Source organism: Streptomyces sp. Go-475 (assembly GCF_003330845.1).
GTDB lineage: Bacteria > Actinomycetota > Actinomycetes > Streptomycetales > Streptomycetaceae > Streptomyces.
Map to the genome: position 1 here is coordinate 4,752,946 of NZ_CP026121.1, position 24,482 is coordinate 4,777,427.

The 24,482-nt window shown below is 72.8% G+C and carries 20 protein-coding genes and 1 pseudogene; 12 read left to right on the top strand and 9 right to left on the bottom strand.

Annotated features, from left to right (window positions below; translation table 11 throughout):
• Nucleotides 1–185 precede the first annotated feature (185 nt).
• Nucleotides 186–860 (bottom strand): Crp/Fnr family transcriptional regulator, encoded by a 675-nt coding sequence (locus tag C1703_RS21940; RefSeq protein WP_031115987.1) that lies wholly within the window; start codon nt 858–860, stop codon nt 186–188.
• 413 nt (nt 861–1,273) lie between these two features.
• Between C1703_RS21940 and nth the strand changes: the two genes are divergently transcribed.
• The 3 genes from nth (at nt 1,274) to C1703_RS21960 (ending at nt 4,224) form a co-directional block, all read left to right on the top strand.
• Nucleotides 1,274–2,200, top strand: coding sequence for an endonuclease III (gene nth, locus C1703_RS21950; RefSeq protein WP_198678244.1), 927 nt, complete (start codon nt 1,274–1,276; stop codon nt 2,198–2,200).
• Between the two features lie 115 nt (nt 2,201–2,315).
• Nucleotides 2,316–3,011 (top strand): CoA pyrophosphatase, encoded by a 696-nt coding sequence (locus C1703_RS21955; RefSeq protein ID WP_114257531.1) that lies wholly within the window; start codon nt 2,316–2,318, stop codon nt 3,009–3,011.
• Nucleotides 3,012–3,024: 13 nt separating this feature from the next.
• Nucleotides 3,025–4,224 carry a MarP family serine protease gene (locus tag C1703_RS21960; RefSeq protein WP_114257532.1) on the top strand — a complete coding sequence of 400 codons (1,200 nt, stop codon included), beginning with the start codon at nt 3,025–3,027 and terminating at the stop codon, nt 4,222–4,224.
• A 51-nt stretch (nt 4,225–4,275) separates the two neighbouring features.
• On the opposite strand, the gene C1703_RS39810 is transcribed toward C1703_RS21960, so the two are convergent.
• The 6 genes from C1703_RS39810 to C1703_RS21990 form a co-directional block, all read right to left on the bottom strand.
• Complete coding sequence (locus C1703_RS39810) at nt 4,276–4,458, bottom strand: hypothetical protein (RefSeq protein ID WP_114254492.1); 183 nt, start codon at nt 4,456–4,458, stop codon at nt 4,276–4,278.
• Between the two features lie 169 nt (nt 4,459–4,627).
• A complete protein-coding gene (locus C1703_RS21970; RefSeq protein ID WP_114254493.1) occupies nt 4,628–5,566 on the bottom strand; it encodes an alpha/beta hydrolase in 939 nt (312 codons plus the stop codon).
• The gene (locus C1703_RS21975; protein WP_114254494.1) at nt 5,563–6,051 is read right to left on the bottom strand and encodes a phage holin family protein; all 489 of its coding nucleotides are present in this window, start codon (nt 6,049–6,051) and stop codon (nt 5,563–5,565) included. The genes C1703_RS21970 and C1703_RS21975 overlap by 4 nt, the downstream gene beginning before the upstream one ends.
• A gap of 120 nt (nt 6,052–6,171) precedes the next feature.
• Nucleotides 6,172–7,608 carry a Na+/H+ antiporter NhaA gene (nhaA, locus tag C1703_RS21980; protein WP_114254495.1) on the bottom strand — a complete coding sequence of 479 codons (1,437 nt, stop codon included), beginning with the start codon at nt 7,606–7,608 and terminating at the stop codon, nt 6,172–6,174.
• A 199-nt stretch (nt 7,609–7,807) separates the two neighbouring features.
• Nucleotides 7,808–9,763, bottom strand: coding sequence for an acetate--CoA ligase (gene acs / locus C1703_RS21985; protein ID WP_114254496.1), 1,956 nt, complete (start codon nt 9,761–9,763; stop codon nt 7,808–7,810).
• A gap of 499 nt (nt 9,764–10,262) precedes the next feature.
• Nucleotides 10,263–12,632, bottom strand: a complete 2,370-nt coding sequence (locus C1703_RS21990; RefSeq protein WP_114254497.1) for a SulP family inorganic anion transporter — start codon at nt 12,630–12,632, stop codon at nt 10,263–10,265.
• 292 nt (nt 12,633–12,924) lie between these two features.
• On the opposite strand from C1703_RS21990, the gene C1703_RS21995 reads away from it, so the two are divergent.
• Nucleotides 12,925–14,190, top strand: coding sequence for a hypothetical protein (locus C1703_RS21995; protein WP_114254498.1), 1,266 nt, complete (start codon nt 12,925–12,927; stop codon nt 14,188–14,190).
• A gap of 89 nt (nt 14,191–14,279) precedes the next feature.
• Entirely contained in the window at nt 14,280–15,104 is an 825-nt protein-coding gene (locus tag C1703_RS22000; RefSeq protein WP_114254499.1) for an oxidoreductase, read from the top strand.
• A 332-nt stretch (nt 15,105–15,436) separates the two neighbouring features.
• Here C1703_RS22000 and C1703_RS22005 read toward each other — a convergent pair whose 3' ends face one another.
• Nucleotides 15,437–16,270 (bottom strand): HAD-IB family hydrolase, encoded by an 834-nt coding sequence (locus C1703_RS22005; protein WP_114254500.1) that lies wholly within the window; start codon nt 16,268–16,270, stop codon nt 15,437–15,439.
• 589 nt (nt 16,271–16,859) lie between these two features.
• Here C1703_RS22005 and ssd point away from each other — a divergent pair.
• The 7 genes and pseudogenes from ssd to C1703_RS22040 all read left to right on the top strand — a co-directional run.
• Nucleotides 16,860–17,963, top strand: a complete 1,104-nt coding sequence (gene ssd / locus C1703_RS22010; protein ID WP_114254501.1) for a septum site-determining protein Ssd — start codon at nt 16,860–16,862, stop codon at nt 17,961–17,963.
• Nucleotides 17,960–19,168: a TadA family conjugal transfer-associated ATPase gene (locus C1703_RS22015; RefSeq protein ID WP_114254502.1), complete on the top strand. Its 1,209-nt coding sequence runs from the start codon at nt 17,960–17,962 to the stop codon at nt 19,166–19,168. The genes ssd and C1703_RS22015 overlap by 4 nt, the downstream gene beginning before the upstream one ends.
• On the top strand, nt 19,165–20,037 hold the full coding sequence (locus tag C1703_RS22020; protein WP_114254503.1) for a type II secretion system F family protein: 873 nt from the start codon (nt 19,165–19,167) through the stop codon (nt 20,035–20,037). Before C1703_RS22015 ends, C1703_RS22020 begins: the two co-directional genes overlap by 4 nt.
• Complete coding sequence (locus C1703_RS22025) at nt 20,034–20,822, top strand: type II secretion system F family protein (protein ID WP_114254504.1); 789 nt, start codon at nt 20,034–20,036, stop codon at nt 20,820–20,822. The genes C1703_RS22020 and C1703_RS22025 overlap by 4 nt, the downstream gene beginning before the upstream one ends.
• Nucleotides 20,823–20,892: 70 nt before the next feature.
• The gene (locus tag C1703_RS22030; protein ID WP_114254505.1) at nt 20,893–21,102 is read left to right on the top strand and encodes a DUF4244 domain-containing protein; all 210 of its coding nucleotides are present in this window, start codon (nt 20,893–20,895) and stop codon (nt 21,100–21,102) included.
• On the top strand, nt 21,089–21,448 hold the full coding sequence (locus C1703_RS22035; protein ID WP_114254506.1) for a TadE family type IV pilus minor pilin: 360 nt from the start codon (nt 21,089–21,091) through the stop codon (nt 21,446–21,448). The genes C1703_RS22030 and C1703_RS22035 overlap by 14 nt, the downstream gene beginning before the upstream one ends.
• A pseudogene (locus C1703_RS22040) lies at nt 21,445–21,795 on the top strand (Rv3654c family TadE-like protein); the annotation flags it as partial. The gene C1703_RS22035 and the pseudogene C1703_RS22040, both read left to right, overlap by 4 nt.
• On the opposite strand, the gene C1703_RS22045 reads toward C1703_RS22040, so the two are convergent.
• The gene (locus C1703_RS22045) at nt 21,761–24,424 is read right to left on the bottom strand and encodes a DEAD/DEAH box helicase (RefSeq protein ID WP_232840557.1); all 2,664 of its coding nucleotides are present in this window, start codon (nt 24,422–24,424) and stop codon (nt 21,761–21,763) included. The pseudogene C1703_RS22040 and the gene C1703_RS22045 sit on opposite strands and share 35 nt — an antisense overlap.
• Nucleotides 24,425–24,482: the final 58 nt, after the last annotated feature.

A 24,482-nucleotide genomic window follows, 5' to 3' on the forward strand; every position in this document is an offset into this window, starting at 1 on the left:
CTGTGCCGTGCGGGGGCTCTCCGGCGCGGCTCCTTTTTTCGGCGCCGGGCATGACGGCCGGGCAGGCGCTCCTGTTCGACGCCGGGCAGTACGGCCGGGCAGGCTCCTGGTGCGGTGCTGTGCATGACGTCGGGCCCCGTCCCGCGAGGGGACAGGGCCCGAAGACGTACGGCCGGACGGGCGCGTCAGCGCGAGCGCTTGGCGAGGCGCTCCACGTCCAGGAGGATCACCGCGCGGGCCTCCAGGCGCAGCCAGCCGCGCTGGGCGAAGTCCGCCAGGGCCTTGTTGACCGTCTCGCGGGACGCGCCGACCAGCTGGGCCAGCTCCTCCTGCGTGAGGTCGTGGACGACGTGGATGCCTTCCTCGGACTGCACGCCGAACCGGCGGGACAGGTCGAGCAGGGCGCGGGCCACGCGGCCCGGGACGTCCGAGAAGACGAGGTCGGACATCGCGTCGTTGGTCTTGCGCAGCCGGCGCGCGACGGCGCGCAGGAGCGCCGAGGCCACCTCAGGGCGGGCGTTCAGCCAGGGCTGGAGGTCGCCGTGGCCGAGGCCGAGCAGCTTCACCTCGGTCAGCGCCGTGGCGGTCGCCGTGCGCGGGCCCGGGTCGAACAGCGACAGCTCGCCGATGAGCTCGCCGGGGCCGACGACGGCGAGCATGTTCTCGCGGCCGTCGGGGGACGTGCGGTGGAGCTTGACCTTGCCCTCCGTGACCACGTACAGGCGGTCGCCGGGGTCGCCCTCGTGGAACAGTGAGTCACCGCGGGCGAGGGTCACCTCACTCATGGAGGCGCGGAGCTCCGCGGCCTGCTCGTCATCGAGCGCCGCGAAGAGCGGATTGCGCCGCAGAACGTCGTCCACGAGTTCTCTCCCTTTCGACCTGCTCAGGGGATCTTGCACCCCCGCGTACCAGGGGACCGTGGTGCCCATTTTGCCGGACGGTCCAAACAGTGTGATCTGTCACAAGGATGCCGCACAGGTGTCCCGGGGTACGCGGCAGGGGTCCAATTGGGCGCCGATCTTCAGGGGCCGGGGCGGATGTCGGTGGCTGGCCTTAGGCTGGCCGGGTGTCCAAATCGCCGGTGAGAGCACAGGCCGAGGGGGCTGCGCGGGTGGTTGTACGTCGGGATTCCGCTGTGGGCGAACAGAGCCCCGATGGCGGTAGGAAAACGGCGAAAGCGACAGGGGAGGCGACGGCCGCCGCTGCCGGGAAAGCAGGCTCCGCGAAGAAGGCGGCTTCTGCGAAAAAAGCGGCTTCCGCGAAGAAGGCGGCCGTGAAGAAGGCGGCCGTGAAGAAAGCCCCCGCCGCCACGAAGGCGGCCGTGAAGAAGGCCCCCGCCGCCAAGAAGGTCACCGTCGCGCCCAAGAAGGCCACCGCCCGGGTCAAGGGCGCGGCCCCCGCCAAGGCCGTCGTCCACCCGCCGGGCGGCGAGTCGCGCACCGCCCTGGTCCGCCGCGCCCGCCGGATCAACCGCGAGCTCGCCGAGGTCTATCCCTACGCCCACCCCGAGCTGGACTTCGACAACCCCTTCCAGCTGGTGGTCGCCACGGTCCTGTCCGCCCAGACCACCGACCTGCGCGTCAACCAGACGACACCCGCGCTCTTCGCCAAGTACCCCACCCCCGAGGACCTGGCCGCCGCCAACCCGGAGGAGGTGGAGGAGATCCTCCGCCCCTGCGGCTTCTTCCGGGCCAAGACGAAGTCGGTCATAGGGCTGTCCAAGGCGCTGGTGGAGGACTTCGGGGGTGAGGTGCCCGGCCGGCTGGAGGACCTGGTCAAGCTGCCCGGCGTCGGCCGCAAGACCGCGTTCGTCGTGCTCGGCAACGCCTTCGGGCGCCCCGGCATCACCGTGGACACGCACTTCCAGCGCCTGGTGCGCCGCTGGCGGTGGACCGCCGAGACCGATCCCGACAAGATCGAGGCCGCCATCGGCGCGCTCTTCCCCAAGAGCGACTGGACGGACCTCTCGCACCACGTGATCTGGCACGGCCGCCGCATCTGCCACGCCCGCAAGCCCGCCTGCGGCGCCTGCCCGATCGCCCCGCTCTGCCCGGCGTACGGCGAGGGCGAGACCGACCCGGAGAAGGCGAAGGAGCTCCTCAAGTACGAGAAGGGCGGCTTCCCCGGCCAGCGCCTGAGGCCTCCGCAGGCCTACCTGGACGCGGGCGGCAAGCCGGCGCCGCCCCTGGGGGCCGGATGAGCCGCCCGAGCCGCCCGCACACCCCCGCAAGCCCCCCGTACAGGGGACTCCGGCCCCTCGCGGAACGATCTCGGGGCCGTCGTGCGTTGGAAGCGGCAGGACGACGGGGGTGGCGATGACGCGCGCGAGCGACACACAGGGCGGCCCGGTGACGGTGAGCAAGGAGGGCCTGCCCGCCTGGCTGGACCCGGTGGTGCACGCCGTGGAGACGGTCCGGCCGACGCAGCTGAGCCGCTTCCTGCCCCCCGAGGACGGCGCCGGCCGCCAGTCCGCCGTGCTGATCCTGTTCGGGGAGGGCGAGTACGGGCCGGAGCTGCTGCTCATGGAGCGCGCGAGTTCCCTGCGTTCGCACGCCGGGCAGCCCTCGTTCCCCGGTGGCGCCCTCGACCCGGAGGACGGCGACCCGAGGGGTGACGGACCGCTGCGGGCCGCCCTGCGCGAGGCGGAGGAGGAGACCGGCCTCGACCCCGCCGGTGTCCAGCTCTTCGGCGTCCTGCCCCGGCTGTACATCCCGGTGAGCGGCTTCGTCGTCACGCCGGTGCTCGGCTGGTGGCGCGAGCCCAGCCCGGTCGGCGTCGTCGATCCGAACGAAACCGCCAGGGTCTTCACGGTTCCCGTGGCGGATCTCACGGATCCCGCCAACAGAGCCACCACCCTCCACCCCAGCGGCCACCAAGGACCGGCATTTCTGGTCAAATCAGCCCTTGTCTGGGGTTTCACCGCCGGAATCATCGACCGGCTGCTGCACTACGCGGGCTGGGAGCGGCCCTGGGACCGCGGGAAGCAGGTCCCGCTCGACTGGCGCGCATGACAGGGTGGCCTCCGTGAACGTGCTGGACATCTTGTTGCTGGTCGCCGCCGTGTGGTTCGCGGTCGTGGGGTACCGCCAGGGCTTCGTCGTCGGCATCCTGTCGGTGATCGGCTTCCTGGGCGGCGGCCTCGTCGCGGTCTACGCGCTGCCCGTCATCTGGGACGCGCTCACGGACAACGCGGAGGTGAGCACGACCGCCGCCGTCGTCGCGGTCGTCGTCGTCATCGTCTGCGCCTCCGTCGGCCAGGCCCTCACCACCCACCTCGGCAACAAGCTGCGCCGGCACATCACCTGGTCCCCGGCCCGGGCCCTCGACGCGACCGGCGGCGCGCTGGTCAACGTCGTGGCGATGCTCCTGGTCGCCTGGCTGATCGGCTCGGCCCTCGCGGGCACCACCCTGCCGACGCTCGGCAAGGAGGTCCGCAACTCCAAGGTGCTGCAGGGCGTCTCCCAGGCGCTGCCCGACCAGGCCGCCACCTGGTTCGCGGACTTCTCCTCCGTCCTCGCGCAGAACGGCTTCCCGCAGGTCTTCAGCCCGTTCTCCAACGAGCCGATCACCGACGTCCAGCCGCCCGACCCGGCCCTGGCCGACAGCCCGGTGGCGACCCGCGCCCAGCGCTCCATCGTCAAGGTCATGGGCACGGCCCCGAGCTGCGGCAAGGTCCTGGAGGGCACCGGCTTCGTCTTCGCCGACCGCCGCGTGATGACGAACGCGCACGTGGTGGGCGGTGTCGACGAGCCGACCGTGCAGATAGGCGGCGAGGGCAGGAAGTACGACGCCACGGTCGTGCTCTACGACTGGCGGCGCGACATCGCCGTGCTGGACGTGCCGGACCTCAAGGCGCCCGTGCTGCGGTTCACCACGAAGGACGCGGCCAGCGGCGACAACGCGATCGTCGCCGGCTTCCCGGAGAACGGGGCGTACGACGTGCGGGCCGCGCGCGTGCGGGGACGCATCACGGCCAACGGCCCGGACATCTACCACCGCGGCACGGTCCACCGCGACGTCTACTCCCTCTTCGCCACCGTCCGCCAGGGCAACTCCGGCGGCCCGCTGCTCACGCCCGACGGCAAGGTCTACGGCGTGGTGTTCGCCAAGTCCCTGGACGACGCCGAGACGGGGTACGCGCTGACCGTGGACGAGATCCAGGAGGACATCACCAAGGGGCGCACCGCCAACCAGCAGGTGGGCAGCGACAGCTGCGCGCTCTAGGAGCGGCTCCGGGGAGGGGACGGCCCGCGCGTCACTCGCGCGGGTGACGCCTCAGTCGCGTGTGTGGCGCAGACGTACGGAGACCCAGCGGGCCCGGCGGCGGAGGATGCGCGGAATCCCTACCCTGGGGTCCGCCGCCGCCATCTGCGGTGCGGCGCCTCGCTGGTAGGAGTTCGCACCGCCCGCCGAGCGGCGATTGCGGCTTGCGTCACTGTAGTCGTGCGTCCAGCCCATACCCCGACGTGTGCCCCTGCCCCATGGTCGATAACCGCTCCCGGGGCGCCCAATTGGCCTATGCGCCGGGCAATTGGCCGTTCGTAGGACAAGCGTTCACGTGCGGGTGCCGGGCGCGGCCACCCGGTCACCGATCGGGATCATCCGGTGACCGATCAGGAACATCCGGTCACCGATCAGGTTCGGGATCCCGCAGCCAGTTGATGAGCTCCGCGGAGAACGCGACCGGGTCCTCCTCGTGCGGGAAGTGGCCGAGGCCGTCGAACAGGCGCCAGCGGTACGGGGCTTCGACGTACTCGCCGGAGCCGGCCGCGCTGCGCGTGCGCATCACGGGGTCGAGCGAGCCGTGCAGATGGAGGGTCGGCACGCGCACGGGCCGCTTCATCCGGCGGTTGAACTGGATGCCGTCCGGGCGGGCCAGGGAGCGCACCATCCAGCGGTACGGCTCGACCGCGCAGTGCGCCGCGGAGGGGATGCACATGGCTCGGCGGTAGTTCTCCAGCGCCTCGTCCTCCGGCGGGCGCGGCCCGGACCACTCCTGGATCAGCTCGGCCACGAGCGCCCCGTCGTCGGCGGTGAGCTGCCGCTCCGGGATCCAGGGCCGCTGGAACCCCCAGATGTGTGAACCGGCGCGGCTCTGCTTGACGTCTCTCAGCATGGCCGAGCGCCAGCGCCGTGGGTGCGGCATGGACGCGACCGCCAGCCGCCGCACCAGCTTGGGGCGCATCGCGGCGGCCGTCCACGCCAGGTATCCGCCCAGGTCGTGACCGACGAGCGCGGCGTCCGGCTCGCCCAGCGAGCGGATGACCCCGGTGACGTCGAGCGCGAGGTTGGCGGGGTCGTAGCCGCGCGGCGTGCGGTCGCTGCCCCCGACGCCCCGCAGGTCCATGGCGACGGCCCGGAACCCCGCGTCGGCGAGCGCGACCAGCTGGTGCCGCCAGGTCCACCAGAACTGCGGGAAACCGTGCAGCAGCAGCACCAGCGGCCCGTCGCCCAGCTCGGCGATGTGGAAGCGGGCGCCGTTGGCGGCGACGTCGCGGTGGCTCCAGGGGCCGTCCAGGAGTACGGCCGAGGCCGGTTGTGCCGGGGGTGTGGCGGGGTCCGTCATGACGACGAGCGTGCCACAGCCTCGATGGCTTCGGGGACCCGGTCCTGGGTGAGCTCCGGGCGCGGGTGCGGCTTGGCCTTCTGCAGGACGCCCGCGCTCTGCTTCATCGAGGCGGCGACCTTCTGCGGGCCCTTGCCCTTCTTGGCCTTCTTCGCGAAGACCACGCCGATCAGCGCGAGCACGAGCGCGACCAGCACGTTCGCCGCGAAGGACAGCAGGAAGCAGACCGCCAGGTTCCAGTCGCTCCAGGTGCGGATGCCGTACGCCAGCGCGAAGTTCAGCATCGGCAGGGAGAACAGCAGTACCGCGCCGGCCATCGAGAAGGCGCCGCCGCTGGTCGCGCCGCGCTTGACGTCCTGCTTGAGCTGCGCCTTCGCCAGCGCGATCTCGTCATGCACCAGCGCCGACATTTCAGCCGTCGCCGAGGCGAACAGCTGGCCGATGCTGCGTTCGGCGCCGACCGGGCTGCCGTCGGGTGCGCTCATCGCGGTCTCCCTCTTCTGCGTACGGTCCGATTTCCGCGTCCTGTGCCCGGCTCGCCGCAGTCGTCCGACTGCGGAGGGCCTGACTGCGTACGGTCCCGTCTTTTGTACCGTCTCGTCAGATCATGCCGGACCGTCGCGGTCATCGCCTGCCCCGCCCGGCACTTCGGCAAGCCCGTGGCGCGCGGCTGCCTTCTCCTGGGCGATGCGGCGGTGTTCGGCGGCCTTGCGCTCGTAGCGCTCCGCCAGGCGCAGGTGGTACGCCGGGTCGTCCTCCTCGTAGACGTCCGGGATGCCGTCGGCGTCCTCGTCGCGCTCCTCGGCTTCCCACAGGCGGCGGTACTTGGCGTTCCGGATCTTCAGCAGGACGGTCGCGAGGGTCGCCGCGATGAGCGAGCCGCACAGCACGGCGGCCTTGACCTCGTCGGTCATCACCTGGTCGCCCTCGAAGGCGAGTTCGCCGATGAGCAGGGAGACGGTGAAGCCGATGCCGGCGAGACTCGCCACCGCGAGCACGTCCGCCCAGGCGAGGTCGTCGCTGAGCGACGCCCGGGTGAACCGGGCCGCCAGCCAGGTCCCGCCGAAGATGCCGAGCACCTTGCCGACGACGAGTCCGAGGACGACACCGAGGGTCTCGGGCTGGGTGAACACGTCGGCGAGCGCCCCGCCGGACACCGAGACGCCCGCGCTGAACAGCGCGAACAGCGGTACGGCCAGTCCCGCCGACAGGGGCCGTACGAGGTGCTCGATGTGCTCGCCGGGGGAGTGCGCCTCGCCCTCGTGGCGGTGGCAGCGCAGCATCAGGCCCATCGCCACGCCCGCGATGGTGGCGTGGACGCCGCTGTTGTACATCAGCGCCCAGACCACCACCGCCAGCGGCACGTAGACGTACCAGCCGCGTACGCCCGTGCGCAGCAGCAGCCAGAAGACGACCAGGCCCGCCACGGCGCCGCCGAGCGCGGCGAAGTTCAGGTCGTCCGTGAAGAAGACGGCGATGATCAGGATCGCGAAGAGGTCGTCGACGACGGCGAGCGTGAGCAGGAAGGCGCGCAGCGCGCTCGGCAGGGACGTGCCGATCACGGCGAGCACGGCGAGGGCGAAGGCGATGTCGGTGGCGGTGGGCACGGCCCAGCCTGCCAGGGAGCCGCCGCCGGCGACGGTGGTGACGGTGTAGACGAGCGCCGGTACGGCCATGCCGCACAGGGCGGCGACGACCGGGAGCGCGGCGGCTTTGGGGTCGCGCAGATCACCCGCGACGAGTTCGCGCTTGAGCTCGATGCCGGCGACGAAGAAGAAGATCGCGAGCAGTCCGTCGGCGGCCCAGTGCGCGACCGACAGGTCGAGGCCGAGGGCGGCGGGGCCGAAGTGGAAGTGGGAGACGCTCGCGTAGCTGTCGTGCAGCGCGGGGATGTTCGCCCACAGCAGCGCGATGACCGCGGCGGCGAGCAGCAGCACACCACCGACCGTCTCGGTGCGCAGCGCGTCCGCCACGTACGTCCGCTCGGGGAGGGAGAGCCGGTCGAGAACCTTGCGGGGCGTGGAGGGGCGGGGCGCGGTCACGGGGGAGACCTCCGGTCGGTGGGCAGGGCTGAACGCTTGCCGACCAGACTTCCCGGCGCACCATGGAGCACTTTTTTCTTAGTTTAGCTAAGTGCATGGCCGGGCGCATCCGTTGATCCACGCCTCGGACGCGGAAGGGGCACCCGGCGTGCCGACCGCCGGGTGCCCTTCGTGGGTTTCGCTATGCCTGTCTCCGCGATCAGTCCTCGCTGGGCGCGGCGGGCAGCTTGGCCTGGATGAGGTCCATGACCGTGGAGTCCGTCAGCGTGGTGACGTCACCGAGCTGGCGGTTCTCGGCGACGTCCCGCAGCAGCCGGCGCATGATCTTGCCGGAGCGGGTCTTGGGCAGCTCGGCCACCGGCAGGATCCGCTTCGGCTTGGCGATCGGGCCGAGCGCGCTGCCGACGTGGGCGCGCAACTCGTCGACCAGGGTCTCGGTCTCGGAGGCCGTGCCGCGCAGGATCACGAAGGCGACGATCGCCTGCCCGGTCGTCTCGTCCGCCGCGCCGACCACGGCCGCCTCGGCGACCGACGGGTGGGAGACCAGCGCGGACTCGACCTCGGTGGTGGAGATGTTGTGCCCGGAGACGAGCATGACGTCGTCGACCCGGCCGAGCAGCCAGATGTCGCCGTCGTCGTCCTTCTTCGCGCCGTCACCGGCGAAGTACTTGCCCTCGAAGCGCGACCAGTACGTGTCGATGAAGCGCTGGTCGTCGCCCCAGATGGTGCGCAGCATCGACGGCCACGGCTCGGTCAGCACCAGGTAGCCGCCACCGCCGTTCGGCACCTCGTTGGCCTCGTCGTCGACGACCGTTGCGGAGATGCCCGGCAGCGGCGTCTGCGCGGAGCCGGGCTTGGTCGCGGTCACGCCCGGCAGCGGGGTGATCATCATCGCGCCGGTCTCGGTCTGCCACCAGGTGTCGACGATCGGGGTGCGGTCGCCGCCGATGTTCTTGCGGTACCAGATCCACGCCTCGGGGTTGATCGGCTCGCCCACCGAGCCCAGCACGCGCAGGCTCGACAGGTCGAACTTGGCGGGGATGTCGTCGCCCCACTTCATGAACGTACGGATCGCGGTCGGCGCCGTGTAGAGGATCGTCACGCCGTACTTCTGCACGATCTCCCAGAAGCGGCCCTGGTGCGGGGTGTCGGGCGTGCCCTCGTACATGACCTGCGTCGCGCCGTTGGCCAGCGGCCCGTAGACGATGTACGAGTGGCCGGTGACCCAGCCGACGTCGGCGGTGCACCAGTACACGTCCGTCTCCGGCTTGAGGTCGAAGACGGCGTGGTGGGTGTAGGACGTCTGGGTGAGGTAGCCGCCGGAGGTGTGCAGGATGCCCTTCGGCTTACCCGTGGTGCCCGAGGTGTACAGGATGAACAGCGGGTGCTCGGCGTTGAACGCCTGCGGGGTGTGCTCCGCGCTCTGGCGGCCCACCAGGTCGTGCCACCACACGTCGCGGCCCTCGGTGAAGGCGACCTCCTGGCCCGTGCGGCGCACGACCAGGACGTGCTCGACGTTGCCCGCCTTCTCCACCGCCTCGTCCACGGCCGGCTTGAGCGCGGACGGCTTGCCGCGCCGGTAGCCACCGTCGGAGGTGATGACCACGCGCGCGTCGGCGTCCTGGATACGGGTGGCGAGCGCGTCCGAGGAGAAGCCGCCGAAGACGACGGAGTGGGCGGCGCCGATGCGGGCGCAGGCCAGCATCGCGATCGCCGTCTCGGGGATCATCGGCATGTAGACCGCGACCCGGTCCCCGGCCTGAACTCCCAGCTCCAGCAGGGCGTTGGCCGCCTTGGAGACCTCGTCCTTGAGTTCGGCGTAGGTGATCGCGCGGCTGTCGCCGGGCTCGCCCTCGAAGTGGATGGCGACCCGGTCGCCGTGCCCGGCCTCCACGTGCCGGTCGACGCAGTTGTAGGCGACGTTGAGTTCGCCGTCCTTGAACCACTTGGCGAACGGCGGGTTCGACCAGTCGAGCGTCTCGGTGGGCTCCTTGGCCCAGGTCAGCCGGCGGGCCTGCTCGGCCCAGAAGCCGAGCCTGTCAGCCTTGGCCTGTTCATACGCCTCCGCGGTGACGTTGGCGTTCGCGGCCAGGTCGGCGGGGGGTGCGAACCTGCGCTCTTCCTTGAGCAGGTTGGCCAGGCTTTCGTTGCTCACGGCATCTGCCTTTCCCAGGGTGTCCGTTGTGTCCCAGGCCACAGCTCATCAGACCCGGGGGTGCGCTGACAAGGGCCGACCGTCGATTGGTTTAGACCTGTCAGGCGGGGTTTTCGACGGCCGGGGTCATCCGTACCCACGGACGCCGACCAGGGAAAGTTCATATGTGTAACGCCGGTCACGTGACCTTCGGCGGGGCCGCGGCCCGAGGCGGGCGGCCGCCACCCGAGGGGTGGTGCGGGGCGGGGCGGTGCGGGGCAGTGCGGGCCGCTCGGCCCGGGGCGTGGCGTGCGGCCGGTGCGGGGGTGCCGACGGTTCGGGTGCAGGGTGGTGTCGGTGGCCGGGGCGCGGCGGGGAGTGCCGGCGACCGGGTGCGAGGCCGTCGGCACTCCTCGGCGGCCGGGTGCGGGGCGCCGGCACCTCCCGGTCGCCGGGTGCGGGGCCGGCGCCCGGGTGCGCGTCCCGTAGGTCCTGCCCCGCACCCGGGCGGGCGCCCGGCTCACGCCGTCAGGTCCGTCTCCCGTACGCGGTCGAAGACGCCGACGCCGTCCGTCTCGGTGAGCAGGTACGACTCGGCCTCGCCCACGTGGAAGTACATGCCCTGGAGCACCAGGGAGCCCTCCGCCAGGGCCCGGGCCACCGCGTCGTGGGCGCGCAGGTGCTCCAACTGCTGGACCACGTTGGTCAGGCAGAGCTGCTCGACCACGTCCTCGGGCACCCGGCCGGCCAGGCTGCCCGACGGCCGGCTGTCGTCGGTCATGCGCTCCAGGCTCGGCAGCCCGTGTCGCAGCCACCGCTTCAGCGGAGTAGGGGCGCCGCCGGGCTCGGAGTTGAGCAGTGCCTGCATGGCGCCGCAGCCCGAGTGCCCGCACACCGTGATGGACCGCACGCGCAGCACCTCCACGGCGTACTCGATCGCGGCCGCCACCGAGTCGTCGCCGCTCTCCTCGCCCGGGAGCGGGACGAGGTTGCCCACGTTGCGCACGACGAACAGGTCGCCCGGACCACTGGAGGTGATCATCGATGTGACCAGTCGCGAGTCGGCGCAGGTCAGGAAGAGCTGCGAGGGCCGCTGCCCCTCCCGCGCCAGCCGGGCCAGCTCGCCGCGCACCAGGGGCGCGGTGTTGCGCTGGAAGGCGCTGATGCCACGCGCCAGTTCGTGCCCGTCGGTCCCGTCGGCGCCTGCCGGGTCCGGCTCGGGGCGGTCCGACCCGTCCGTGTCCTGCTCGGAGGGCGGTGCGGACTGTGGGCGTTCGCACTGGTGGTTGCGCCAGGCCGTCCAGGGCCGGCAACGGCAGTCGGCGACGGCCGTGGGCTCGGAGATGCGCGTGCCGGGGTGCCGGCCGGTGATCTCGACCGTGCCGCCCTGCGCGGTGTGCGTCTTCTGCCAGTCCTGCAGCGTCTCGTACGCAGCGTGGTCCATGAACGACCCGTCCAGCTCGACGACGGTGTCGGCACCGTGGGGCACGAGATGCAGGGCCCGGCTGAGCCGCGGCACCGCGAGGAACGTCAACTGTCCTCTGACGTGTACGTGATGGACTCCTTCCCTCTCTTCGTGCGTGATGCGTGTGCGGGTGAGGCGGTGCAGGGCGACCGCGACGGCCATGGCGATGCCCAGGGCGACGCCTTGGAGGACGCCCAGGGTCACCACGCCCAGGGTGGTGACGGCGTAGACCCACACCTCTCGGTGGCGCGTCACCGTGCGGATGTGGTTCAGGGACACCATCTGGATGCCGACGGACATCACCAGGGCGGCGAGCGAGGCGAGCGGGATGAGCTCCAGGATCGGGACCATCAGCAGCGTGGCGATCACTACGAGAACGCCGTGCAGCATCGTGGAGTTCCGGCTCACCGCTCCCGCGTTCACATTCGCCGTGGTGCGCACCGCGACACCGGCGATGGGCAGGCCGCCGAGCGAGCCGGAGACGATGTTCGCGGCGCCCTGTCCGAGCAGCTCGCGGTCGAGGTCGGAGCGTCCGACCCCCGCGGGCAGGCCCGGGCGGCCGGCCACCAGCTTGTCCACCGCGACCGCGCCGAGCAGCGACTGCACGCTGCACACCAGCGTGGTGGTGAGCACGGCGGCGACCAGGCCGAGGACGGGGCCCTCGGGCAGTCCGGCCAGCGCGTGGTTGCTCCAGGACGGCAGGTCGACCTTGGGCAGGCGCAGGCCGGCGAGGGCGGCGGCAGCGGTGGCTCCGGCGACGGCGATGAGCGCGGCCGGGACCTTGCGCAGCAGGCGCCCCGCCCGGCCGGGCAGTCTCGGCCAGAGCAGCAGCAGCGCCAGGGTCAGCGCGCTCACCGACACGGACGCGGGGCGCAGGTCCGCCAACTGGGCCGGCAGGGCTCTCAGGTTGTCGGGGACCGAGCTCTGCGGTGTGCCGCCGAGCACGATGTGCAGCTGGGCGACGGCGATGGTGACGCCGATCCCGGCGAGCATGCCGTGCACGATGGCGGGACTGACGGCGAGGGCGCCACGGGCCACGCGCAGGCAGCCCAGGCCGAGTTGGGCCAGACCGGCGAGAACGGTGATGGCGCAGGTCGTCCGCCAGCCGTAGCGCTGGATGAGGTCGGCGGTGACGACGGTGAGTCCGGCGGCCGGTCCGCTCACCTGGAGCGGGGAGCCGCCGAGCCGTCCGGCGACGAGCCCGCCCACGGCGGCGGCGACGAGGCCGGCCTGGAGGGGGGCGCCGGTGGCGAGGGCGATGCCCAGGGACAGGGGCAGGGCGATCAGGAAGACCGCGATCGAAGCCGACACGTCGGCACCCGCGATACGGAAGCGGCGGGGGCCCGTCGGCGGCGGGCTGTGGGGTGGATGGGTCCGCTCGGTCCGGTTCGGATCGGCGGCACGGGTGGGAACACAGGCTGACATGGTTTCCCGTCTCCTCCGGGGCTGCGCGGTCGCGTGACTGGGGTCCCGCTCGGGGCGGGTTCTGTCGCGGCCGTGGGTCACGGCGTAAATCGGCGGGATAAATCAACGCTCGGTAAACGGATCGTAATGCAGAGTAAAGGGCGAGCATAGACTTTACGGGCAAATGGGCTAATAAATCACTCTGACGAGTGAAGTGGCTATTTGATCGGCTTGTCGTACTAATTCCTTCTCGGTCTCGTGCGAATTTGGCGGCGCTGTCGGCACCCGAGAGAAGGAAGAAGGTGGGCCGAACATGGCCGCCACCCACAGGATCGCCGCGGGCTCCGTGATCGCCGCGGTGTGCGCCGCGTCGCTCGCCGGTTGCGGGATCGGCACCTCCCGGCAAGGCACTCCCGAACCGTCCAAGGCGAAGCCCGCTCAGGCGCCGAAGAGCGCGGTCCGGCTGATCGGGGACGGCTCCACCGCCTACACCGGGGCCCAGCCCCGCCTGCCCCGGCCCGAGCGGCTGCGACCCGGCCAGAAGCCCCCGCAGTTCGTCGTCTTCTCCTGGGACGGCGCCGGCGAGGACAGTCAGAAGCTGTTCTCCCACTTCCGCAAGGTCGCCCGGGAGAACAACGCGACCATGACGTACTTCCTCAGCGGCGTGTACCTGCTGCCGGACGAGAAACGCGACCTGTACCGGCCCCCGCAGCACTCCCCGGGCCGCTCCGACATCGGCTTCAACGACCGCCGCGGCATCGCCGCCACCGTGGAGCAGCTGCGCCTGGCGTGGCTGGAGGGCAACGAGATCGGCACCCACTTCAACGGCCACTTCTGCGGCAGCGGCGGCGGGGTCGGCGAATGGTCCGTGCAGGACTGGAAGGACGAGATCGCCCAGGCCAAGCAGTTCGTGAAGACCTGGCGGACCAACACGGGCCTGAAGAACGCGTCCCCGCTGCCCTTCGACTACGACAAGGAGCTCATCGGCGCCCGCACGCCCTGCCTGGAGGGCCAGCGGAACTTCCTGAAGGCGGCCCGCGACCTGGGCTTCCGCTACGACACCAGCGGCGTCAACGACCAGGTCTGGCCACGCAAGAAGCAGGGCCTGTGGGACGTGTCCATGCAGCTCGTGCCGTTCCCCGGGCACTCCTACGAGCAGCTGACCATGGACTACAACTTCATGGTCAACCAGTCGGGCACCACCACCCAGGGCGACCCCGCCATGCACGACTTCTGGGGCGACCAGATGCGCGACGGCCTGCTCAAGGGCTTCCAGCGGGCCTACGACGGCAACCGCGCGCCCCTGATCATCGGCAACCACTTCGAGTCCTGGAACGGCGGCACCTACATGCGGGCCGTCGAGGAGGTCATCGAGACGGTGTGCACCAAGGAGGAGGTGCGCTGCGTCTCGTTCCGGCAGCTCGTGGACTGGCTGGACGCCCAGGACCCGAAGACGCTGGAGAAGCTGCGCACCCTGAAGGTCGGCGAGGCGCCGAAGGAGGGCTGGGAGGCCTTCCTGTCCGGCCGTCCCGCCCCGGCCCCGAAGGGCGTCCCCGGGGCTCCGGCGGCCCAGGGGTAGTCGCCCGGCGGTCGCCCTGTCGGGCAGGCGCGCGTGAAGAAGGCCACTCCGCCGCGGGACGGGCCCCCGGGATGCGTAGGGTCGTACTCATGAGTACAGCAGGCGCGACCGCCGATCCGCTCGCGGCCCTGGGGGCACTGCCCGGAGTGGCCGATTCCGTGGAGTCCGTACGCAAGTCCGTGGACCGGGTCTACGGCCACCGGATCATGCGGCGGCGCAGCAACGCGATCACCTCTGAGGCGGCCCTGCGCGGCGCCCGCGGCTCGGCGGCCCTGTCCGGCGCGGACTGGGCCCTGGAGGAGGTGCGCCGCCGTTCGGACTTCAGCGGCGACGACGAGGCGCGCACCGTCGGCGCCTCGCTGCGGCTCACCGCCGAGGCGGGCCAGCTGCTGTCGATCTGGCGGCAGTCGCCCCTGCGGGTGCTGGCCCGGCTGCACCTGGTGGCGGCCGCGGACCAGGCCGACCAGGTCGGGCGGCCCCGGCAGGAGGGCGAGGTGGTCGACGAGCCGCTGGTCCGGCTGCCGCTGCCGAGCGCGGCCGAGGCGCACGGCCGGCTGGAGGGCCTGGCCGAGCTGATCATCGCGGGCGGCTCCGCGCCGGCGCTGGTGACGGCCGCCGTCGTGCACGGCGAACTGCTCGCACTGCGCCCGTTCACGTCCCACAACGGCCTGGTGGCGCGCACCGCCGAGCGCATCGTGCTGGTCGGCAGCGGACTGGACCCGAAGTCGGTCTGCCCGGCCGAGGTCGGCCACGCCGAGCTGGGCCGCGAGGCCTATCTGGAAGCCCTGGAGGGGTACGTCTCCGGCACCCCGGAGGGCGTGGGCGCCTGGATCGCCCACTGCGGCAGGGCGGTCGAACTGGGGGCGCGCGAGTCGACGGCGGTGTGCGAGGCGCTGCAGCGCGGAGCGGCCTGAGAGTCCTGTGGACAAGAGATGCGGCGGTACGAGAACTCGTACCGCCGCTGGCATGAGCACCGGGTTACCAAGCGTCCTCGATATATGCCCATCAGGTCGGGAACTTTGCCCGTCACCTGGTGCGGCTGGCCCGTAATCGACGGGTCGACGTCGCGTGGGTGCCCGGTGTCCATGCTCGGTCCGTGGGGCCAAATGCGTTTTAAGGTGATCCTCTCGGATGTCCTTGGTCTCGCGGGCCGTTGAGTCCTTTGTACTCCTGACCCGAAGTAAGCGGAAGTCCAGACTGCACTTCTTTACTTTTGGGTTCAAATAGGACTTCGGGAAGCCCGAGGTCAGGCGACCGTGGCCCGGCGCCGGTTCGCGTACCAGACGAGGCCCGCGGTGGCCGCCGCGGCGCCTATCGCGGCGACCGCGACGAGCGCCGGACGCGGCGGTACGGAGAACGCGGGGATGCGCTGCTTGAGCCGGACCGGCCGGTGGAAGTCCAGGATCGGCCACCCGCGCGCGAGGGCCTCACGGCGCAGCGCGCGGTCCGGGTTCACGGCGTGGGGGTGCCCGACGGACTCCAGCATCGGCACGTCGGTCGCCGAGTCGCTGTAGGCGTAGCAGCGGCTGAGGTCGTACCCCTCGGACTCGGCCAGTTCCCTGATGGCCTCGGCCTTGGTCGGGCCGTAGGCGTAGTACTCCACCTCGCCGGTGAAGCAGCCGTCCTCGCCCACGACCATGCGGGTCGCCACCACGCGGTCCGCGCCGAGCAGCTCGCCGATCGGCTCGACCACCTCCGCGCCCGACGTGGACACGATCACGACGTCGCGGCCGGCGGTGTGGTGCTCTTCGATGAGGGAGGCGGCCTCGTCGTAGATGATCGGGTCGATCAGGTCGTGCAGGGTCTCGGCGACGATCTCCCTGACCTGCTGCACGTTCCAGCCGCGGCACAGCGCGGACAAGTACGCGCGCATCCGCTCCATCTGGTCGTGGTCGGCGCCGCCGGCCAGGAAGACGAACTGGGCATATGCGGTGCGCAGCACGGCCCTGCGGTTGATCAGACCGCCTTGGTAGAACGACTTGCTGAAGGTGAGCGTGCTCGACTTCGCAATGACGGTCTTGTCCAGGTCGAAGAAGGCCGCTGTGCGGGGCAAGGAGTGGTTTTCCACGCCCTTGAGCATAGGGGCAGCCCATTCGGCGTAAGGTGGGGCGCGTGGGTTTGCCTGAGAGGGCTCTCGGGTACACCATGGAAGTCACGGATCGTTCGCGACCGTGCTAACCCGGCCCGACTCCTCCCCCCCCGAGTCGGCCGTGGGGACGACCCCCGCTCTCCCCCCCGGCGGGGGTCGTCGCATGTCCGGGTGGGTTTTCTCCTTCTTCGCGCGGCCGGAGCGCCGCTTCCGAGGCGGCTTCGGCCGTCTCTTCCGCATGCCCATGATCCGTCACGTTGCGTAGCCGTCGGACTGCTCTGTGGAAGTCGCACAGAGGGCCTGCGGGCGTCACCGGTATGGGTGACGGCGATATTCACAACCCCCGGAGTGTCCACAGTTATCCACCAAGATCCACACGATTTCCGGGATCGCTGCACCGTGATTCCAGCGCACCCCGCTCGCGGCGAGTTCATGGCCGGTTCCGATTGCCGGGGGGGGGCGTTCGGCCGGTTTCCGCCGGCCGTTCACAGGGAGGCCGCCTTGCCGGTTCTTCCCGTGTTCGGGAATCGCGTGGCCGCAGGGGCCGCGCGAGTCGAGCAGCGAAGGGGGATGGAGACCAGTGGCCGGAACCGTCACACACGATCCACCGCCGGCCGCCGGAGGGCGGCAGGGCGGACCGCTGATCGTCACCGAGGACAGCGAACTTCTCGACGACCTGCTGCGCCTGTGCGCGGCGGCGGGCGCCACACCCGAGGTGCACCACGGGGTGCCGGAGCGCAGAGGCAGCTGGGAGGCCGCACCGCTCGTCCTGGTGGGCGACGACGCCGCGCGGCGCGTGCGCGGGGCCGCGCGCAGAAGGGGAGTCATCCTCGTCGGCCGGGACCAGGACGACTCGGGCGTGTGGCGGCGTGCCGTCGAGATCGGCGCCGAGCACGTGCTGATGCTGCCCGACGGCGAACAGTGGCTGGTCGACCGGATCGCCGACGTGGCCGAGGGCGTCGGCAGGCCCGCTCTCACCGTGGGCGTGATCGGCGGCCGGGGCGGGGCCGGAGCGTCCACGCTCGCGTGCGCCCTCGCCGTCACCTCCGCGCGTGAGGGGTTGCGCACACTCCTGGTGGACGCCGATCCGCTCGGTGGCGGACTCGACGTACTCCTCGGCGGTGAGACGGCCGAGGGGCTGCGCTGGCCGGCGTTCGCCTCCTCGCGCGGCCGGGTCGGCGGAGGCGCCCTGGAGGAGTCGCTGCCCGAGCTGCACTCGCTGCGGGTGCTCAGCTGGGACCGCGGCGACCGGATCGCCGTGCCGCCGCAGGCGGTGCGCGCGGTGCTGGCGGCGGCCCGGCGCCGGGGCGGCACGGTCGTGGTGGACCTGCCGCGCCGGATCGACGACGGGGTCGCCGAGGTGCTCGGTCAGCTGGACGTCGGCCTGCTGGTGGTGCCCGCCGAGCTGCGGGCCGTGGCGGCCGCCGGGCGGGTGGCGTCCGCCGTGGGCATGGTCCTGCGGGACCTGCGGGTGGCGGTCCGCGGGCCGTATCCGCCGGGGCTCGACGACCGTGAGGTGGCCCGGCTGCTCGGGCTGCCGCTGGCCGGTGAGGTGCCGCTGGAGCCGGGGCTGCTGCGCCCTGACGAGGGCACGGCGCCGCCGGGTGCCGCCGGGCGGGGACCGCTCGCCCGGTTCTGCAAGGAGTTCTGGGAGCGGGCCCTCGTCGAGGCGGGTACGGCATGAGCACCCTGGCCGGACCGGAGGGCGCGGAGCTGCTCGACGGCGTGCGGCGGTGGCTGGCCGAGAGCGGTGGCGAGCCGACCCCCGCGCGCGTGGCGCAGGCCCTGCGCGAACAAGGGCGGGTGCTCGGGGACGCCGAAGTCCTGGGCGCCGCCGCGCGGTTGCGGTCGGAGCTGGTCGGCAGCGGGCCGCTGGAGCCGCTGCTCGCCGACCCGTCGGTGACCGACGTGCTGGTGTCCGCCCCGGACCGGGTCTGGGTGGACCGGGGCGGCGGACTGGAGCTGACGGCGGTGCGGTTCGCGGACGCGGCGGCCGTACGACGGCTCGCCCAGCGCCTCGCCGCGGTGGCGGGACGCCGTCTTGACGACGCCCGCCCGTGGGTCGACGCCCGGTTGCCCGACGGGACCCGGCTGCACGCGGTGCTGCCACCGGTGGCGGTGGGCTGCGCCTGCCTGTCGCTGCGCGTCGTGCGGCCGCGTGCCTTCACGCTCGGCGAGCTGGTCGCGGCGGGCACGGTGCCGCCGGGCGGGGACCGCGTGCTGCGCACGCTGCTCGACGCCCGGCTGTCGTTCCTCGTCAGCGGCGGCACGGGCAGCGGCAAGACGACGCTGCTGAGTGCCCTGCTGGGGCTGGTCGGGCCGGAGGAGCGGATCGTCCTCGCCGAGGACTCGGCGGAACTCCGGCCGGACCATCCGCACGTGGTGCGGCTGGAGACCAGACCCGCCAACCAGGAGGGGGCGGGCCTGGTCACCCTCGAGGACCTGGTGCGCCAGGCGCTGCGGATGCGGCCCGACCGGCTGGTGGTGGGCGAGGTGCGCGGGCCCGAAGTGGTCCATCTGCTGGCCGCGTTGAACACCGGCCACGAGGGCGGCTGCGGGACCGTGCACGCCAACGCGGCCGCCGATGTACCGGCCCGGCTGGAGGCGCTCGGCATGGCCGCCGGGCTCGACCGGGCCGCGCTGCACAGCCAGCTGGCGGCCGCCCTCGCCGTGGTGCTGCACCTCGTGCGCGACCGGTCAGGGCGGCGGCGCATCGCGGAGGTGCACGTGCTGGAGCGGGATCCGTCGGGGCTGGTGCGGACGGTGCCCGCGCTGCGATGGGGAGCCGAGGCGTTCGTGCGGGAGCGGGGCTGGGAGCGGCTGCGGGGGCTGCTCCGGGGAGACGGAACGGGGCCGTGTGAGGCCGGGACGAAGGAGGGCGAGGCATGACGGGGGCGGCTGAGCTGTCGATGGGTGCGGCCGTGGCGTGCATGGGGGCGGCGGTCTGGCTGATGGGCGAGCGGCACTCGGCGGCGCGGCGGGCGCGGTTGCTGCTCGCGGGCGGCGGGGCCGTCGGGAGCGGGCCGCCCGGGTGGCGGCGGATGACCGGTGGGTTGCGGCGCGTCCGCGGTCGGCTGCGGCCCGAGTGGTGGGCGCCGGTGGCCGGTCTGGTGCTGGCGGTGCTCGGGGCCTCGCTGCTGCCGGTCGTCCTGGGGGCGGCCGGGGTGCCGCTGCTGCGGCGGGTCCGGCGGGCCGCCCGGGCGCGGCGGGACCGGGAGCGCCGGGCCGACGCGGTGATCGCGCTGTGCGGCGCCCTCGCCGGGGAGGTACGGGCCGGACGCCAGCCGGGTGAGGCGCTGCTGCGGGCCGCGCGGGACTGCGGCGGACTCGCGGACGCGCGGGCGACGGTACTGGCGGCGGCGCGGTTCGGCGGTGACGTGCCCGACGCGCTCGCGACGGCGGCTCGGCAACCGGGCGCCGAGGGGCTGCGGGGACTCGCGGCGTGCTGGCGGGTGGCCGTGGACCAGGGCGCGGGGCTCGCGGCCGGACTCGACCGGCTCGCCGCCGCCCTGCGCGCCGAACGGGACCAACGGTGTGACCTGCGCGCCCAGTTGGCGGGTGCCCGGGCCACGGCGGTGATGCTCGCCGGGCTGCCGGCCCTGGGGCTCCTGATCGGCGGCGCCCTCGGCGCCGATCCCCTCCATGCCCTGCTGCACACCCCGGCGGGCCTGGGCTGTCTGGTCGCCGGCGGTGTGCTGGAAGGCCTGGGGGTGTGGTGGGTGCTGCGGATCGTGCGGGGCGCGGAGGCGGCGACATGAGCGGAGAAGTTGTCCACAGGCTGGGGGTGGCGGTGGGAATCGTGTCGGCCCTCATCTGGTCGGTGCGGTGGCTGGCGGACGGGCGGCGCCGGCGGCGGATACGGCGGCGGCTGGCCGAGCTGCAGGTCCGGGAAGCACCCGCTCCCGCCCCGCGCCTCGCCCTGCGCGGAGCCGCGCGGAGATGGCTGGCGCCCGTGGGTGTGGCGTGTGCCGGGTGGGCCCTGGTCGGCGGACTCACCGGTGTCGCCGTGGGGCTGGCCGGCGCGGTGGGGATGTGGCGGTGGCGGCTGCGGCAGGAGGTGTCCGGCGCGGACGCGCGGGCGCCCGACCTCGCCGAGGCGGCCCGGCAACTGCCCCTCGCCGCCGACCTGCTGGCCGCCTGCATCGCGGCGGGCGCCGGTCCGGTGATCGCGGCACAGGCGGTCGGCGAGGCCCTGGGCGGCCCGGTGGGGGACGCGCTGGCCCGCGGTGCGGCGGAGGTACGGCTGGGCGGTGAACCGGGGGCGGCCTGGCGCCGGTTGGCCGCCGTCCCGGGCGCCGGAGGGCTGGCCCGGCTGCTCGAACGGGCCGATGTGTCCGGGCTGCCGGCCGCCGCGCCGGTGGCGCGGCTCGCCGCTGAGGCCCGTGCCGACTGGGGCCGCGCCGCGACGGCCCGGGCCCGCCGAGCGGGCGTCATGGTCAGCGCGCCGGTCGGGCTCTGTTTCCTGCCCGCGTTCGTCGCGGTCGGCGTGCTGCCCGTGGTGATCGGGCTCGCGGGCGGCGTGCTCGGAGGGGGTGGCGGCTGACGGGGAGACGAAACGACAGCAAGCGATCTGAGAACAAAGAAAGTTCGGACTCTTTCCCACGGGGGTTGAGATGTGTCAGGTGGTATGGGCGCGGCTGCGGGCCGTGGTGTGCAGGGCGCGTGCGGCGCGGCGGGACGCGGGGATGGTCACCTCCGAGTACGCCACCGGAATCGTCGCGGCGGTGGCGTTCGCGGTGGTGCTCTACAAGGTCGTCACCAGCGGTGCGGTCAGCGCGGAGTTGCAGAGCATCGTGAAAGAAGCCCTCAATGCGCGGATGTGAGCGGGGCGCCGACCGCGGCTTCGTCACAGCGGAATCGGCCGTGGTGCTGCCCGTGCTGGTGATGTTCGCGATGGCATTGGTGTGGGGGCTGCTGGTCGTGGCCGCGCAGATCCAGTGCGTGGACGCGGCGCGGACGGGCGCCCGTGCGGCGGCCCGGCAGGACCCGCCCGGCGCGGTCGTGCGGCTGACCCGCGAGGCGGCGCCGCCCGGCGCGAAGGTCACCGTCAGCCGGGACGCGGAGCATGTGCGGGTGGTCGTCGTGGCCGAGCCGCCGGTGCTGCGCGGGCTGTCCTTCGCCGTGCGTGAGGAGGCCGTGGCGTCGGTGGAGGAGGCGGTGGGGTCGTGAGGCGGCGTCGCGTGACGGGGCGGACCGGATCGGACCGCGGGTCGGCCACCGTCTGGAGCGTCGGGGCGATCGCCGTCCTGTGCGTGGTGTTCGGCGTGGTCCTCGCGCTGGGGCAGGCCGTCGTGATCCGGCACCGTGCGGCGGGCGGGGCGGATCTCGCGGCGCTCGCGGCGGCGGACCACTGGGCCGAGGGCGCTGCGGAGGCCTGTGCGCGGGCCGGCCGGGTGGCCCGCGCACAGGACGTGCGGCTCGCGCGGTGCGAGGTCGTCGGGGAGATCTCCGACGTGACGGCGGCGTCGGGGCGGGGGCCGTTCACGGCGGAGGTGCGGGCGAGGGCGGGCCCTCCGTCGGCCCAGGTTCCGTCGGCCCTGGGGCTTGCGCCGGCTCCGGGCCTTCCCTTGGCCCCGGGTCTTCCGTCGGCCCCGGGGCTTCCCATGGCCCCAGGTCTTCCCTCGGCCCCGGGCCTTCCCGCGGCCCCGGGTCTCCAGCCGGCCCCGAGTCTCCCGCCGCATCTCCCTCCGTCTTCTCCTCCGGGGCCCCCTCCAGCAGCACCGTGAGGACGCGCACCGCCCCCCTCTTGTGCAGCGGGTCGTTGCCGTTGCCGCACTTGGGGGACTGGATGCAGGACGGGCAGCCGGCGTCGCACTCGCAGGAGGCGATGGCCTGGCGGGTGGCGGTCAGCCAGGTGCGGGCGGTGTGGAAGGCGCGCTCCGCGAAGCCAGCGCCACCCGGATGGCCGTCGTAGACGAACACCGTGGGCAGGAGCGTGTCGGGGTGGAGCGGGATGGACACGCCGCCGATGTCCCAGCGGTCGCAGGTCGCGAAGAGGGGCAGCAGGCCGATCGACGCGTGCTCGGCGGCGTGCAGGGCGCCGCCGAGGATCTCCGGGTTGATCCGCGCCCGGTCCAGCTGGTCCTCGGTGACGGTCCACCACACCGCCCGGGTGCGCAGCGTACGAGGAGGGAGGTCGAGCTTGGTCTCGCCCAGCACTTCACCGGTGATGAGCCGTCTGCGGAGGAAGGAGACGACCTGGTTGGTGACCTCGACGGAGCCGTAGCAGAGCCGGCCGTCGCCCCAGGGGACCTCGACGTCGGTCTCCAGGACGGAGATCGAGGTGGTGTCGCGGGCGACGGTGGAGTACGGCGGGGCGGCTTCCTCGACGAGGGCGACGGAGTCCTCCAGGTCCAGCGACCGCACGAGGTAGGTGCGGCCCTGGTGGAGGTGGACCGCTCCTTCATGGACCGTCGAGTGCGCGGCGCCCGCGTCGACCGTGCCGAGCAGCCGGCCCGTGCCGGCCTCGACGACCTGGATCGGGCGTCCGCCCTCACCGCGGATGTCGGTCAGGTCGGCGGCGCGCTCCCGGCGGGTCCAGTGCCAGGCCCTGGTGCGGCGGCGCAGCAGCTTCGCGGCCTCCAGCTGCGGCAGCAGGCCGTCGCAGGCCGGGCCGAACAGGTCGAGGTCCTCGTCCGTCAGCGGCAGCTCCGCGGCGGCCGCGCACAGGTGCGGCGCCAGCACGTAGGGGTTGTCCGGATCGAGGACGGTGGACTCGACGGGCTGGTCGAACAGGGCCTCCGGGTGGTGGACGAGGAAGGTGTCCAGGGGGTCGTCGCGGGCCACCAGGACGGCCAGGGCGCCCTGCCCGGCCCGTCCGGCCCGGCCGGCCTGCTGCCACAGGGAGGCCCGGGTGCCCGGGTAGCCCGCGATGACGACCGCGTCCAGGCCGGAGATGTCGATGCCGAGTTCCAGGGCGTTCGTCGCGGCGAGGCCCAGGAGTTCACCCGAATGGAGGGCGCGTTCGAGTGCGCGGCGCTCCTCCGGGAGATAACCGCCCCGGTACGCCGCGACACGCCGGGCCAGCGAGCGGTCGACCTCGGCCAGCCGCTCCTGGGAGATGACGGAGATCAGCTCGGCACCGCGCCGGGAGCGGACGAAGGCGACCGAGCGGACGCCCTGCACGGTGAGGTCGGTCAGCAGGTCGGCGGCCTCGGCGGTGGCCGTGCGGCGGACGGGAGCGCCCTTCTCGCCGTGCAGCTCGGTCAGCGGGGGCTCCCACAGGGCGAACACCAGTTCACCACGCGGTGAGGCGTCGTCGGCGACCTCCAGCACCGGCACGCCGGTGAGGCGGCGGGCGGCCACGGCGGGCTCGGCGGCGGTCGCGGAGGCCAGCAGGAACACGGGCGAGGCGCCGTAGCGGGCGCACAGGCGGCGCAGCCGGCGCAGCACCTGCGCGACGTGCGAGCCGAAGACGCCCCGGTAGGTGTGGCACTCGTCGATGACGACGTACTTCAGTGACTTCAGGAAGGAGGACCAGCGGGGGTGGGACGGCAGGATGCCGCGGTGGAGCATGTCCGGGTTGGTCAGGACGTAGTTGGCGTACTGGCGGATCCACTCGCGTTCCTCGAACGGAGTATCGCCGTCGTACACGGCGGCGCGCACGGCGTTGCCCAGGGGATGTGAAAGTTCCTTCACCGAGCGGCACTGGTCCGCCGCAAGAGCCTTGGTCGGAGCGAGGTAGAGGGTGGTGGCGCCGCGGCCGTTCGGGGCCTCGGCACCCTCCAGAAGGGTGGAAAGCACCGGCACGAGGTAGGCCAGGGACTTGCCGGAGGCCGTGCCGGTGGCGACGACGACCGACTCGCCGTCCAGGGCGTGCTCGGCCGCGCGGGCCTGGTGGGCCCAGGGATGCTCGATGCCCGCTGCCTGCACGGCAGCGACGACCTCGGCGCGGATCCGGTCCGGCCAGACGGCATGCCGACCCTCGCGCGGGGGCAAGTGCTCCGTATGAGTAATGCGCGAAGCCCTGCTCGGACCGGACGCGAGCCGGTCCAGGACCGCGCCCGGCGCGGGCCGGGAGGCGGGGTCCGTCGGGGTTCGATCGGATCGGTGATTCTTGGCCATCGGCACCGAGTGTGTCACTGGCGTGACGGACAATGGAGCCAAGGCGTCGTGCACGCCTGCCGGTAAGTGATTGAATGCCATCGCGGCTGGCGAAGCGTCCAAGGGCTGAAGCCGAGATGCCCCAAGGGCGACCGCTCGA